The following is a 14,335-nucleotide window of genomic DNA, read 5'->3' on the forward strand; positions in this document are numbered from 1 at the left end:
ATCAGGCAAGTTTCTTCCCGACATATGCTTCAACATTGGCTTTTTCTGCATCGCTCAGATGCAGACCCAGCTTGCTGCGGCGCCACAGAACATCTTCTGCCGTGCGAGCCCATTCGCGAGAGATCAGATAATCTACTTCACGCGATGTTAAGTCACCGCCCAGCACTTCGCCCATATCCTGCATGCTATTGGCTTCACCAATAATTTCGTAGGTGCGGCTGCCATAATTGCGCATCAGGCGCCATGCAAGACCTTCTGGCAGCCATGGGGCTGTACGGCGCAGGCGAGCCAGAGCCTGATCAAAGCCGCCATCTCCCAAGTCACCACCGGGCAGAACTTCCTGTGCAGTCCAGCTTTCGCCACCCACTGCGGGCAGAACAGGCGCCAGTTTTTCCAGCGCGTGTTCGGCCAGTTTGCGGTATGTGGTGATCTTGCCGCCAAAAATAGAAAGTAGCGGCGCACCGTCCTGCGTATCCAGATCCAGCACGTAATCACGCGTTACGGCAGAGGCGTTGGCAGAGGCATCATCATACAGCGGACGTAGGCCAGCATAGCTCCACACCACGTCGCTTTCTTTCACCTGCACGTTCAGGTAGCGGTTTACGCTTTCACACAGGTAAGTCACTTCATCGGGCGCAATGTTCACTTTGCCCGGTTCCTGCTTCCACGGAATATCGGTGGTGCCGATCAGCGTGAAATTCTGTTCATATGGAATAGCGAACACAATACGCTTATCCGGATTCTGGAAGATGTAAGCCTGCGGGCCTTCATACACACGCGGCACAATAATATGGCTGCCCTTGACCAACCGAACAGATTTGGAATTCGGGATTTTCAGCGTATCGGCCAGCAAACGCGCAACCCACGGGCCAGCAGCGTTGACCAGCGCCTTGGCGCGTACGGTTGTGGTTTTGCCGGTTGTGCGGTCTTCCAGCGTGGCTTCCCACACACCGTTGGCGCGGTTGGCCGCAATCAGGCGTGTGCGTGTACGCACATCTGCACCACGTTCTGCGGCATCCATGGCGTTCAGCACCACAAGGCGGCTGTCCTGCACCCAACCATCGGAATACACAAAACCTTTGGTGTATTCTGGCTTCAGAGCCGCGCCAGATGAATGCGTGCGGAAATCAATGCCGCGAGACTTCGGCAGCGTCATGTTGGAGGCAAGGTGATCGTAAAGGAACAGGCCAGCCTTAAGCATCCACGCCGGGCGCACCAGTTTGGAATGAGGCAGCACAAACCGGAGTGGCCACATAATATGCGGGGCCATTTTCAGCAGGCGTTCACGTTCCATAAGGGCTTCGCGCACCAGGCGGAATTCGTAATATTCCAGGTAACGCAAGCCACCGTGGATAAGCTTCGTGCTGGAAGATGATGTGTAGCTGGCAAGGTCATCCTGCTCTACCAGCAGAACAGAGGCGCCACGGCCAACAGCATCTCGTGCGATGCCTGCGCCGTTTACCCCTCCTCCAACAATGAGCAGATCATAAATGCGGGCGGGAGATGCAGTAGGTGTGGTCATGGTTTCTTCCGGTTTCGGTCAGAACGCAAACTTCTGTCTTTTATTCGTATTCGAAAAGAAAACGCAAGAAGAATGGCGTCAATATGGCCAGATGGCGGTTTTTAACGGCCCTTCCTGCTTTCCTTTACGAAAATCATGGATCATGGTTGGGCAATATGCAGTTTGATATCGTGTTCTTTTAACAGCGCGCGAATGCCCGCTGGTGGTGGTTGATCGGTATAAAACGCGTTGACCTGCGTAATATGCCCTACCCGCGCCATGGGTCTGCGGCGGAACTTGGTGTGGTCTGCCAACAAAAAAACAGTGCGGGCATTGCGCAGAATGGCCTGCGCGGCGCTAATTTCATCTGCATCAAAATCCAGCAATGTGCCGTCTTCATCAATGCCGCTAATGCCGATTACGCCAAAATCTGCCCGGTATTGTTCCATCATGGCGGCGGCTGTGGGGCCAACTATGCCGCCATCACGCAGGCGAACGTGCCCACCCGTAATAATCAGACTACATTCTGGAGCGGGGGCCAAAAGCGTGGCTACATGAATATTGTTGGTAATCACCCGCAGTGCCTTATGGGTGCGGAGAGATTGCGCAAAGGCTTCTGTAGTTGTGCCAATATTGATGAAAAGCGAAGCCCCGTTGGGAATGGCCTGTGCGGCATTACGCCCAATGGCTTCCTTTTCGCGCAAATTCAGGATCTGCCGATCGGAATAAGAAATATTTTCTGATGGCGAAAGAGAGCTGGCTCCACCATGATGGCGCGCCAGCAGCCCCTGTGCAGCCATGATGTTGACGTCTCGGCGTACGGTTTGCACGGTAACATTGAGTTCACGCGCCAAATCTTCGCTGGTTGCATAGCCGTGTTGCTGCACCAGTTTAAGAATGCGAAACCGACGTTGTTGCACTGCCTGTGTCATGCCTGCGCTGTCTCAAGAACCTCCAGCACGGCTTCTCCATACCGTTCCAGTTTGGAGCGCCCTACCCCTTTGATATCTCCCAGTTCATCCAAATCTGAGGGTTTTTCCATGGCGATATCGCGCAGCACGGAATCATGGAAAATAACGTAAGGCGGAATTTCCTGCTCCTGCGCTTCTTCCCGGCGCCATTGGCGTAGGGCATCAAACAGGGCTTTGCTATCTTCCGTAAGGGTAATGCCTGCGCTTTGGCTGCTGCGGTCTGATATGCGGCTGGCTGTTTCCACTACAGGATCTGCACGTAGGTGAATGTCTTCCTCACCGCGTAAAATGGGGCGCGCTACATTCTGGTTTAAAATCAGGCCGCCGTATTGGCCTTCTGTGCGCAAGGCCCCACGCGCAATAAGCTGACGCACCACGCCGCGCCAGAACTGCTCGCTTTTATCCTTACCAATACCCCACACAGTCAGCTTGTCATGCCCATTACGCTTAACGGCTTCTGTGGTTTTGCCGCGCAGCACACTGATAACATGTAGTGCACCAAAACATTGCCCCGTGCGATACACAGCAGAAAGCAGCTTGCGGGCGGCTTCTGTGCCATCAAATGTTAGCACCGGATGTAGGCAGTTATCGCAATGGCCGCAGGGTTCGGCCAATTCTTCACCAAAACAATGCAATAACGCACGGGTGCGGCAACCCGTGGTTTCGGTTAGTGCGATCATGGCTTCCAGCCGGCTGCGCATAATCCGTTTTTCGCTTTCTGGTGCGGCGGATTGATCCAGCCAATAACGGGCGCGAGCCATGTCCTCCCCGCCGTACAGCAGAAGTGTGTCAGATGGCAGGCCATCACGCCCTGCCCGACCAATTTGCTGATAATAGGCCTCTGGCGAGGATGGCATGTCCAGATGCACGACAGCGCGCACGTCTGGCCTATCTATGCCCATGCCAAAGGCGACAGTGGCAACAATAACAAGAGGTTCACCAGATCGAAAACGCAGGAGCGCGGCACGTTTTTCTATGGGGGAAAGCCCGGCGTGATAGGCCAAGGCAGGCCACCCGCGTTCACGCAGAGAAGCGGCCATGCGCTCTGTGCGGGCACGGCTGCCACAATATACAATACTGGCGGCATCCTTATGCCGTTCCAGTGCTGTAATAAGCTGGCGGGTTTCAGACGCTTTGGGCTGCACGGAAATGTTGAGATTAGGCCGATGAAAGCTGGAAACCAGCACCTCGGCATGCGGCATATCCAGCGCCGTTAGAATATCTTCTCGCGTGCGTTCATCCGCGGTAGCGGTAAGGGCAATACGTGGCACATGCGGAAAATGGCGTGGCAACGCTGTAAGGGCGCGGTATTCTGGCCGGAACTCATGCCCCCATGCCGAAATACAATGAGCCTCATCAATAGCGATAACCGAAAGCGGTATGCGCACAAGCCTGTCTAGCGTGCCGGATGAAAGCAGCCGTTCTGGGGAAATATACAGCAGGTCTATCCGCCCATTTGCCAGATCGGATCTGATTTTGGCGGCTTCATCCCCTTCCAGTTCAGAATGAAGGGCCGCTGCATTGATGCCAAGTTGGCGCAGGCCTGCAACCTGATCATCCATAAGGGCAATAAGGGGGGAAATAACCAGCCCCATGCCTTCGCGGCACAGGGCGGGTATTTGGTAACAAACACTTTTGCCGCCGCCGGTTGGCATAAGCACCAGTGTATCTCTGCCTTCCATAACGCATTCAACGGCTTGCGCCTGAAGGCTGCGGAAACCCGGAAAGCCAAAAACCGCCTGCAGAACCTCCTGCGGCGGTTTGCCAGCAAACCGATCCCGTTCCAGCCTGTTATGTGAAAACTGAGAGGGCGTGGATATGGAGCCGGTTTCTGTCATTCTATCAGGGGTTGGCCAGTTCGATCTCCACGCGGCGGGAGCCAACCTGCATGCCTTCGCTGCTGGAAGGTGCGCGTGGGGTCTGAACGATATGATCACCCGCCACACCATCTTCGCTTAGCTGCTGGGCAACAGTTTTAGCGCGCTGAATGGCCAAAAGCGCATCGGCAGAAAGATCCTGCCCTGCATGTGCGTAACCTTCCACCTTTACAATGCGGGAAGGATGCTTTCTGGATTCGTCTGCCACCTGCAACAGGACATTGCGAGCATTGTCATCCAGCTCTGTTGAACGAGCGGAGAAGAAAACCACGTATTTGCGTGGTGCATTGCCAGCACAAGCAGCCAAAAGGCAGAGACCAGCAACAGGAAGCAAGCGGCGCATATAAAATATCCTAATCAAGATATGTCATTATTTCCTAACTGGTGCCCTGCCGGGGGCATTACGTCAACATAGATTTGCTTATGCAACGGCGGCCTTGGCAACTCCAGCAGAAAGCCGCCAGATGCGATCCAGCTTTTCAACGCCAGTCAGGCGGTGTGCGATAAGGATAACTGTGCGCCCTTCTGTAACGGTGTTGAGTGTGCGTAGGAAGTCCTGCTCTGTCTGAGCATCCAGCCCAGTGGCGGGTTCATCCAAAATCATGATGGGGGCTTGTGTCAGTAATGTGCGGGCCAGCGCAATACGCCGCCCTTGCCCGCCAGATAGCCGAACACCGCCTTCACCCAACCATGTATCCAGCCCTTCTGGCAGGTTCCGCACAACATCTGCAATGGCGGCTTCTTCCAACGCTTGCCACAGGTCTTCTTCCGTAGCATCTGGCTGGCCCAGTAGCAGGTTGGCGCGGATGGTATCATCAAACAAATGCGTGGCTTGGGAAAGCCATGCGATACGCTGGCGCAAAGAGTCTGCCTTAATGCGGGAAATGTCTTCCCCGCCCAGTGTGATTGTTCCGGCTTCTGGTGTGGCAGCTTTAAGAAGGAGAGCTGCAAGGCTGGATTTGCCCACGCCAGATGGCCCCAGAATGGCCACGCGTGCACCTGCCGGAATATCCAGTGTAAGGCCATCAAACACCCATGGGCGATTTGCCGCCCAGCGGAACTTTACGCCTTCTACATGGATATGCGTATCTAGCGGTGCATCTGTTTGCTCAGACGTGGGAATGGTGATGGCGGAAGGTTGTTCAGCCACTTCCACTACGCGGCGTGCTGCTGCCCCCATTGCACCAGCCTGTAGCCCTGCACGGGTAAGTGCCGCGGCACTTTCAAAAGCAGCAATGGTTAAAAACAGAATGCCCACGCCTTCCAGTGCAGGAATATGTTCTGCAAACAGTCCGCCAATGCTCAGTAGCACAGCAAATACAGCAATCTGTCCGGCCAGAAAGGCCATGGCGTTGGCAAGGGCTGCCCGCCGCGCCAGACGGAGCTGATCTTGCAGGAGAGCGGCATCTGCCGCCTGCACACGTGCCAGCATACGGCCTTCTGCGCCAAAAGCGCGGATTTCACGCAGGCCACCAACCAGATCCAGCACCGTAATGCGCAAATGGGCCAGATGATGCACGATCTGGCTGGCAGATGCTCGGCTAGAGCGCGCAATCATCCATGGCACCACAAAGGCAGAGCAGGCAAATAGCAGCCCCACAACAAGGCCCAGCAACATACTGGCATGGCCTGCAATAATAACGAGGGCCGGAAATGTAACGCAGGCACAGATAAGCGGCACCACAATGCGCAGGTAAAGGCCGTCCAACGTGCCAATATCTGAAACAAGGCGGGAAAGCATATCCCCCGCCCGCCGGAAGCCCAGACCGGCAGCAGCTCCCTGCGCGAGGGAGCGGAAAAACCACACACGCAAATCAGCCAACGCGCGGAACATGGCATCATGCGCAAACAGGCGTTCTGCATAACGCAGGATCACACGGCCCGCACCAATCCAGCGCAAAGCTGTTGTGGCAATAACAATTTCACCCATAACGCAACCGGCCAGCCGCAGCCCAGATGTTTGCATGAGCGCCAGCCCAAAAGCCAAGGCCAGCAGAGCCAGAACAATACCGCCAGCAAGGCGAACCCCCTGTTTGCGCCAGAGCGCAAAAACAGTACGGATGGCTTGCCAATCTGTCAGTTCCCCGGTGGGGCGTGGGTTAGGGAGAGAGGTCATGCTCAGGCTGCTCCCTGTCGGCTGATAACGCGGCCGCTGGCCAGATCTATGCGGCGGCCTTTGAACATATGCACGGCGGCAGAATGGGTGGCCAAAATAACGGTGCGGCCTACGGCCAAGCGTTGCAGGCTTTCAAACACGCTTTTTTCTGTTGCTGGATCCAGATGTGCTGTGGGCTCATCCAACAGCAGCACCGGAGCATTTTTCAGATAAGCGCGCGCAATGGCAATGCGCTGGGCCTGCCCGCCAGAAAGACCAAACCCACCTTCCCCAATCCGGGTTTCAAGCCCTTCGGGCAGGTTGGGCAAGAACTGATCAACAGCAGCAGATTTTAGTGCGGCCTGAAGCTCGGCATCGCTGGCATCGGGTTTTGCAAACAGAATATTCTCACGCAATGTGCCAGCAAACAGAACAGGCTTTTGCCCAATCCATGAGACCATGCGAGCCAGTGCGTCTGGCACAATGCTATCTAGCGGAGCACCGTTGAACAGAACGCGCCCGGTATCGGGCTGAATGAAGCCGAGCAGCAATTCCATGATAGTGGATTTGCCAGAACCAGAAGCCCCAGCCAGAATCAGTGTTTCACCCGCAGGCACAGTAAAGCTGACATGGTCTAGCGCTAAACCGCGTGCTGGGTCCCATGAAAAACTGACATCATCAAAGGAGACCATCACGCCATTGGCGTTGACGGTGCGGGCGCCCTCCGGCGCAGGGCGCTCTTGAGCTTCAGGGAGTTCCAGAACAGCTGTAGCAGCCCCTTGGGCATGTGCTCTATCTTGATAAGCAAGGGCCAAGCCACGGAGGGGGGCAAAAAACTCTGGCACAGCTAGCAAAACAAACAGCCCCGCAGTAACGGCATGCACCAATGCAGGGGCGCTTCCTTCCGCCTGTAGGGCCAAAGCCTGCCGGCCATCCATAATGGCGATGGCAATAAGAGCAACAACCATGGCGCAGTCGATAGAGGCGGAAGACAGAAAGGCAACCCGCAGCACCTTCATGGTGCGTTGGCGCAATTCTTCTGCTGCATCGCCCAGCTTGCGGGTTTCATCTTCCGCACGGCCAGCCAGAACAATAGTGGCAATACCTTTAACGCGATCTAAAAACCGAGCCTGCAGGCGTGTCATGGCCAGAAATTGATTGCGGGAAGCCACAGCCGCCCCAATGCCAAACAGAGCCTGCCCGAAAGGTACGGCTATGCCGCATAAGCCCAGAACCAGTGCTGCATGTGGTTGCACAATGGCTATGGGAATGAGAATGGCAACAGGTGCAGCAATCCAAAGAATAGAGGCCGGGATCCAACGGCCAAAAAAGCCATCCAGCGCTTCCACCCTATCTACAATGGTGGAAGCCAGCACCCCGCTATGCACGCGGCGCAAAAGTGCAGGCCCACCTGTAAGAACGGAGGCCAGAACCTCACCACGCAACCGGCGGCGTGCGGCAATGCCTGCACGCGCGGCACCTGTATCGGCCTGAACCATAACCAAAGCGCGTAGAATGGCCAAAACCGGAAAGGCCAGAAAAGGCCATACAGGCATAGGGCCTGCGGCATCTGCCATCTTCCAGTTAACCAGGGCATGCCCCAGCACAACGGCCACACACCAGACCTGCCCTATACCGACAAGACTGGAGAGCAGCCCGGCTCCAACCACTGATCGCGCTGCCTGACGCCCCAGACGCGATTGTGTCCGTGTCCAGTTGCGGATTGCTGCTTTCTCGTTGCTCATAACACAAGGCGTTTATACCGACAGACGCAAGACGCAAACAGTTTAGAAAGCCATCCCCCGCTGCAATCTGGGCATAGCGTGTATTTTTTGCCTTATTTTCTGGCCTCTGGCGGGTTTTCTGGCAGGCGCATCACCAACGTATATTGCACGCCGCCTTCCCCTTTATACGTAAGCGTTGCTTTAAGCTGGCGCGCAAATGCGTGAATAAGTTTTAGGCCAATGCCTTGATGTATTGGCGGTTCTTCCCATGCGCACCCTACCCCGTTATCCCCAACCTGAAGGGTGAGTTGCCCGTGGCTGCGGTGCAGGCGCACAAAAATGGTGCCTTTCTGGCTATCCGGAAAAGCATATTTAATGGAGTTGGTGATAATTTCTGTAACGATCAGGGCAAGCGGCACAGCTTGATCCGGGTCCATCCAGAAACTGTCTGAAATCACGTCCAGCGTAATGCGCCCGAATTCAGATTCTCCGGCAATGTGAAGTGTCTGCTCACAAAGTTCTTGCAGAAAGACAGACATGTTCAGGCTGTTCAGAGCATCTTCTGCATAGAGTGTCCGATGCAGTGTTGCCAACGCTCGAATTCTATCTCGCGCCAGGGCAAATTCTGCTCGCACCTCCGGGTGTTCAATCTGATTGGCCTGAAGGTTGAGCAAGGAAGCCACAATCTGGAGATTGTTCTTAACGCGGTGATGCACTTCCTTCATTAGCAGTTGCTGATGCGCCATGGCTTTTTTAAGCCGCGCTTCATGGCGGGAGAGGCGGCGTGTGGCACGGGTAAAAGCCTGCCCAAGGCGTTGAAGCTCAAGCGGCATGGAGCGGGTGATGCGTGCATCAAAAATCCCTTCCATCTGCCATTTCTGCACGGAGTATGTGAGACGGCGCAAAGGGCCTATCAGCACAATATTGGCGGCCAATGTAACGGCAACAAGCCCGATAACCAGCAACAGCACCAGCCCTACAATTTGCAGGATCATGGTATGCAGAGCATCAGATTCCATGGATGTGCGCTGGGTGGAAACCAGAATATCTGCTCCTCCCGCAATAGCGCCCAGAGCATAGCCCCCCAGCCCAGTGGGGAGTGTGATAATGCTGCGCTCGCTGTTTTCCAGCGCGTTTTTGAGTTCATGCACAATGGAAGGCGGTGGAGGTTGCCACCCGCAATCTGAGCATACGGGCAGTAATTGCCCATTATGCATCAGCAGCCATGCCTGTATGGGGTTATCGTCCTCTGCAAAAACCTGCCAGCCGGAGGCGCTGCCCAGATATGCCCTTTGCCGAGATATCTGGAGAATACCCATCAGATAACCATGTGCTTCTGGTAGAGCTAGAAACCCTGCGGGTACGGTAATACGTAAAAAAGCGCCACCTTCACCCGGCCCACCACTGGTCTGCACGGCTTCAAGTAGAGTGGAATGCACATCGGTTGGGGCAGAAAGCGCCCCTACCTCCGCACATCCCCGCCCTTGGGGGGAAACGGATTGTATGGGCTTTCCTTCATCATCCAGCACGGAAAGAAAGCAGTAACGCTGCCCACTAATGGTTTCCATAAGCCGCAGGGCATGCACGATCTGATCGGGGGTCAGATCCATATGGCCTATGGTTTCAAGGGCGCTACGTAATCTGTCTGTATCATGGCGGAATTGCAGGTCTAGCCGCATAATGGCATTGCCAGCACGCTGCGCACTGCCAAGAGTAACTTCGCGGTAATTATGCAGAGCCAGTACGGCGCCAATGGCAATAACAGGAACGGCTGAAAGGCAGATCAGCAGCCGCATTCGTGCGCTTGTGGTGCTAAAAATACGCCCCAGACCAGACAGAAGGGAGGCCGCTACCCGGCTTGCTGGGCCTTCCCCTCGCCCACTGATATGCAAAATGCTTAATCCTGTTTTTCTCGATCTTCCTGAATAAGCTTAAGCAGCTCTTCAGGCACGGGTTCATTCACAACGTTATCGAACATCTGGTGCAGGCCACGCTTTAGCCATAGGTCAAAAGCTTTATCCCGCTTTTTTTTCGGCTTTCGGGAGTGGGCATCGTCTCTCCTTTTTCCCATCCTGAACTCCGGTTTCTGCCATGCCATCCATCCGGGCATGGCCTGTTGGGTGCTGTGTTTGCACGACTCTGCGGGCTTTGGGTCCCTAACATCAGTATCGTACGCCATTGCGCTTATGCCGTCTGCTGTGCGTTACGCGTTGTGTTTCGGGCCGTGCGGGTTTTGCGTCGGGTAGAAGAAACTCTTGTGGTGGATTCTGCGCTTGTTTTGGCAGAAACACCGTCTTCGTCTTCTCCCATCAGCCAGACTTCTAGCTGCCGGCGCGCCCGAAAAACCCGGCTTTTTGCTGTACCCACAGCGCATCCGGCAACGTCTGCCAGTTCCTGATAGCTCATCCCCTCCAGAACACCCAAGACCAAAGCTTCCCGCTGGTCGTCTGGCAGCCGTGCAAGCGCTGCATCCAGTTCCTTCAGGGCCAGCCTGTCTTCATGCCGCCCGCTTACAGACAATAGGGATTGAGGGGTATCATCAATGTTCCCGACTTCCCGCTTTTTACGCAGGTCGGAGATAAAACGGTTACGCAAGATACGGTGCATCCATGCCGCAAAATTGGTGCCCATTACAAAACTATCCTGCGCCGCCAAAGCATTGCACACAGTATCCTGCACAAGATCCTCGGCCACAGAACGATTGCGGGTAAGCGCCAATGCCTGCACGCGCAGTTTGGGGAGGATAGCGATAACCTGATCATGGAAAGAGGCTGTCATTTTTGTGTTCTCCGCCTTGTGGATCTCTTACCCCTTCAATGTTCGGCGAAGTGGAAAGGTTACATTTAAAAACAAGTGAGTGTTCACGAAAACGAGAGCTTTAGGTTTGTGTGTCCTCTGGTCCATTTTTTCCATCCTGCGTGGCCATAACTTTTTTAAGTGCGGCCCGCGCGCGGGAAACGCGGGCCTTCATAGTGCCCACTTCCACCCCACATATGTCTGCGGCTTCTGCGTATGTTAGCTCCTGCGCACCAACAAGCACCAAAGCCTCACGCAGGAGCGGAGATATCTGCCACAACAGGCTTTCCAGCTCCTGCATTTCGGTTTGCGCGTGCGGTGACGATTCGGAGGTTAATGCGGGATGGTGCCCGTAATCTTCCAGCGCAATGCGTTCCCTACGGCCTTGGCGGTGCTGTTCCAAAAACAGATTGCGTAAAATGGCAAAGCACCATGCCCGCAGGTTTGTGCCGGGTGTAAAGCTTTCTGCCTTATCCAGAGCACGCACAATTGTATCTTGCACCAGATCATCTGCAATGGCGGAATCACGCGCCAGAAAGCGTGCAAACCCACGTAATGCAGGGATAATTGCAAGAAGTTCTGTGCGAAACGTGCGCCGCGTGGCAACATGGGTGGAATGTGGAGTGCGAGTCAGGATAAATCCCCTTTCCGGAAAGCCGGTGCGCGTGCATCATCGCGTTCTCGCATGTTTTTGTCATGACCCATTATGAAGGAGACTTGCCATGTCAGAGTCGCTGCGTGACGGCCTGATCCGGGCCCTCCCTTATGGCAGACGTTACGCGCGGGCGCTGACAGGCAGCCAACCAGAAGGTGATCTGCTGGTGGCTGAAAGCCTGCGCGGCCTTTCTGCGCAACGGCTGAAGGAAGGTTTTACGCCCCTCTATCAGCTCTATGAGGCAATTTCAGGGCTGTTTTCTCGCAAGGGATTTGCCGCGGAATATGATGTTGCGGGGCTTTCTGTAACACAGCGCCAGCTTTTGCTTTTGATCACGCTGGAAGAAGTGCCGGTTGAAATGGCCGCGCGGATTACAGGCGTGCCCCCCAAGCAAGCGGAACTGGAACTGGAAGACGCACAGGGCCGCTTGCGCAAAAATGTACAGACATCTGTGCTGATTATTGAAGATGAACCCATTATTGCCATGGATATCGAACAGCTTGTGCTGCAATGCGGGCATCAGGTGGCAGGCATAGCCCATACACAGGCAGATGCGGTAAAATTGGCTAAAGAAACCAAGCCGGGGCTTATTCTGGCAGATATCAACCTTGGCCCTGGGGGGATGGCATACAAGCGGTGGCAGAAATTACCTCATCCTTCAATGTGCCGGTTATTTACGTAACAGCGTATCCCGAACGCTTGCTGACTGGGGAAACCATGGAACCCAGCTTTGTTATTACCAAGCCGTTTGATCCCCTCACCCTTGCGGTTGCCACGTATCAGGCTGTCAGTAGCGCACGCACACAGGCTGCGTAACCAAATCAGCCTTTATTGTTCTTTCATAAATACGGATTATCTTTTCTAAGCATGGCGCATCCTCCTTTACTCCACCTGCAGGACATCACTCTTACACTGGGGGGGAACCCACTTCTGGATGGCGCAGGCTTTGCCGTTGGGCGGGGTGAGCGCCTGTGCCTTGTGGGCAGAAACGGATCGGGCAAGTCCACTCTTCTCAAAATAGCGGCTGGTGTTATTCAGCCGGATTCAGGCTCTGTTTTTGTGCAGCCCGGCGCTTCCCTGCGCTATCTACCGCAGGAGCCGGATTTAACTGCCTATACCACAACAGCAGATTACGTGGTGAACCAGATAGGAGACCCGGATATGGCATGGCGAGCTGCGCCATTGCTAGATGCGCTGGGCCTGACAGGCAAAGAAAACACGCAAAACCTTTCTGGCGGTGAGGGCCGACGTTGCGCCATTGCCGGGGCGCTGGCTGCGGCCCCTGATGTGCTGTTGCTGGATGAACCGACCAACCATCTGGACATGCCCACCATTGAATGGCTGGAGCGTGAATTGCTGAGCCTTGGTTGCGCCATGGTGATTATCAGCCATGATAGGCGGCTTCTTTCTACGCTGTCACGCTCTGTTGTGTGGCTGGATCGGGGGGTAACCCGCAGGCTTGATGAAGGATTTGGGCGGTTTGAAGCTTGGCGTGAAGAGGTTCTGGAACAGGAAGAGCGCGATGCGCACAAATTGGACCGCCAGATTGCGCGAGAAGAAGACTGGATGCGTTATGGCGTAACCGCACGCCGTAAACGTAACGTGCGCCGCGTGCGAGAACTGGCAGATTTGCGCACCGCGCGTAAGGAAGCTATTCGCGCCCCCGGTACCCTCACCCTGAACACACAGGCCGCCGCAACATCCAGCAAGCTGGTGGCTGTAGCGGAAGATATCAGCAAGGCATGGGGTGAAAAACAGGTGGTTCGCCATCTGGATCTGCGTGTTCTGCGCGGAGACCGGCTGGGTATTGTCGGGGCCAACGGTGCAGGCAAAACCACATTGTTGCGTATGCTCACAGGGCTGGACCAGCCCGATAGCGGCACAATCTCGCTTGGCCCATCTCTTAATATGGTTACGCTGGATCAGCAGCGCCGGAGCTTAAACCCAGAACGCACATTGGCCGATACCCTAACCGAAGGTGGCGGCGATATGGTGCTGGTGGGCACAGAAAAGCGCCACGTTATTGGGTATATGAAAGACTTTTTGTTCCGTCCGGAACAGGCACGCACGCCCGTAAGTGCTCTATCTGGTGGGGAACGTGGGCGGTTAATGCTGGCTTGCGCCTTGGCCAAGCCCTCCAATCTGCTGGTGCTGGACGAACCGACTAACGATCTGGATCTGGAAACACTCGATATCTTGCAGGATATGCTGGCCAGTTATGAAGGCACAGTGCTGCTTGTAAGCCATGATCGTGATTTTCTGGACCGTGTTGCCACATCTGTTCTGGCAACGGAGGGAGATGGTAACTGGATAGAATATGCCGGTGGATACAGCGATATGCTGGCTCAACGGCACCAGAAACCACTTACAACCGCTGCCGTGGTGGAAAATGAACCTGCCAAACCCAAGGATGCGGCCCCAGCACGCGGCCCCGCCAAAAAACTGAGTTATAAGGATCAGTTCGCGCTGGATAATCTGCCTAAGGAAATGGAAAAGCTGGAAGCACAGGCTGCAACGCTGCGTGAAAAACTGGCTGATCCAGACCTGTATGGCAAAAACCCAGCGCAGTTTGAAAAAATTTCGGTTGATTTACAAAAGCTGGAAACAAAGCTGGCCGAATCTGAAGAACGCTGGCTGGAACTGGAAATGAAGCGCGAAGCCCTGCAAGTAGATTAAAGTCTGGCGCATTTTTCAATCATCTTCGGCTTGCAGGTAA

General features: G+C 55.0%; 11 protein-coding genes and 1 pseudogene. 2 read left to right on the forward strand and 10 right to left on the reverse strand.

The genetic code is table 11. The annotated features are described in order from the left end of the window. Position 1 precedes the first annotated feature (1 nt). From glpD to DS739_RS06565, 10 genes are all read right to left on the reverse strand, one after another. Positions 2 to 1,522, reverse strand: a complete 1,521-nt coding sequence (glpD, locus tag DS739_RS06520; RefSeq protein ID WP_035351356.1) for a glycerol-3-phosphate dehydrogenase — start codon at positions 1,520 to 1,522, stop codon at positions 2 to 4. A 140-nt stretch (positions 1,523 to 1,662) separates the two neighbouring features. Continuing rightward, the gene (locus DS739_RS06525; protein ID WP_006115322.1) at positions 1,663 to 2,433 is read right to left on the reverse strand and encodes a DeoR/GlpR family DNA-binding transcription regulator; all 771 of its coding nucleotides are present in this window, start codon (positions 2,431 to 2,433) and stop codon (positions 1,663 to 1,665) included. After that, positions 2,430 to 4,310, reverse strand: a complete 1,881-nt coding sequence (gene recQ, locus DS739_RS06530) for a DNA helicase RecQ (protein ID WP_035351354.1) — start codon at positions 4,308 to 4,310, stop codon at positions 2,430 to 2,432. The genes DS739_RS06525 and recQ overlap by 4 nt, the downstream gene beginning before the upstream one ends. 4 nt (positions 4,311 to 4,314) lie before the next feature. Further along, the gene (locus tag DS739_RS06535) at positions 4,315 to 4,692 is read right to left on the reverse strand and encodes an OmpA family protein (RefSeq protein ID WP_035351352.1); all 378 of its coding nucleotides are present in this window, start codon (positions 4,690 to 4,692) and stop codon (positions 4,315 to 4,317) included. A gap of 78 nt (positions 4,693 to 4,770) precedes the next feature. After that, positions 4,771 to 6,465, reverse strand: a complete 1,695-nt coding sequence (cydC, locus tag DS739_RS06540) for a thiol reductant ABC exporter subunit CydC (RefSeq protein WP_006115324.1) — start codon at positions 6,463 to 6,465, stop codon at positions 4,771 to 4,773. Positions 6,466 to 6,467: 2 nt separating this feature from the next. Further along, on the reverse strand, positions 6,468 to 8,189 hold the full coding sequence (gene cydD, locus DS739_RS06545) for a thiol reductant ABC exporter subunit CydD (protein ID WP_006115325.1): 1,722 nt from the start codon (positions 8,187 to 8,189) through the stop codon (positions 6,468 to 6,470). Positions 8,190 to 8,281: 92 nt separating this feature from the next. Next, positions 8,282 to 9,964 (reverse strand): sensor histidine kinase, encoded by a 1,683-nt coding sequence (locus DS739_RS06550; RefSeq protein ID WP_035351697.1) that lies wholly within the window; start codon positions 9,962 to 9,964, stop codon positions 8,282 to 8,284. A 101-nt stretch (positions 9,965 to 10,065) separates the two neighbouring features. Further along, entirely contained in the window at positions 10,066 to 10,278 is a 213-nt protein-coding gene (locus DS739_RS14440) for a NepR family anti-sigma factor (RefSeq protein WP_003624310.1), read from the reverse strand. A 74-nt stretch (positions 10,279 to 10,352) separates the two neighbouring features. Continuing rightward, positions 10,353 to 10,946 (reverse strand): sigma-70 family RNA polymerase sigma factor, encoded by a 594-nt coding sequence (locus tag DS739_RS06560; RefSeq protein ID WP_006115328.1) that lies wholly within the window; start codon positions 10,944 to 10,946, stop codon positions 10,353 to 10,355. Between the two features lie 100 nt (positions 10,947 to 11,046). Then, positions 11,047 to 11,499 carry a sigma-70 family RNA polymerase sigma factor gene (locus DS739_RS06565; RefSeq protein ID WP_231621187.1) on the reverse strand — a complete coding sequence of 151 codons (453 nt, stop codon included), beginning with the start codon at positions 11,497 to 11,499 and terminating at the stop codon, positions 11,047 to 11,049. Between the two features lie 187 nt (positions 11,500 to 11,686). Here DS739_RS06565 and DS739_RS06570 point away from each other — a divergent pair. Both DS739_RS06570 and DS739_RS06575 read left to right on the forward strand, forming a co-directional pair. Beyond that, positions 11,687 to 12,435 (forward strand): annotated as a pseudogene (locus DS739_RS06570) (response regulator). A 51-nt stretch (positions 12,436 to 12,486) separates the two neighbouring features. Further along, positions 12,487 to 14,295 (forward strand): ABC-F family ATP-binding cassette domain-containing protein, encoded by a 1,809-nt coding sequence (locus tag DS739_RS06575; RefSeq protein ID WP_035351348.1) that lies wholly within the window; start codon positions 12,487 to 12,489, stop codon positions 14,293 to 14,295. The last annotated feature ends 40 nt before the right edge of the window (positions 14,296 to 14,335 follow it).

The sequence above is a fragment of the Acetobacter sp. JWB genome (assembly GCF_003323795.1).
In the GTDB taxonomy this organism is placed as follows: Bacteria; Pseudomonadota; Alphaproteobacteria; order Acetobacterales; family Acetobacteraceae; genus Acetobacter; species Acetobacter oryzifermentans.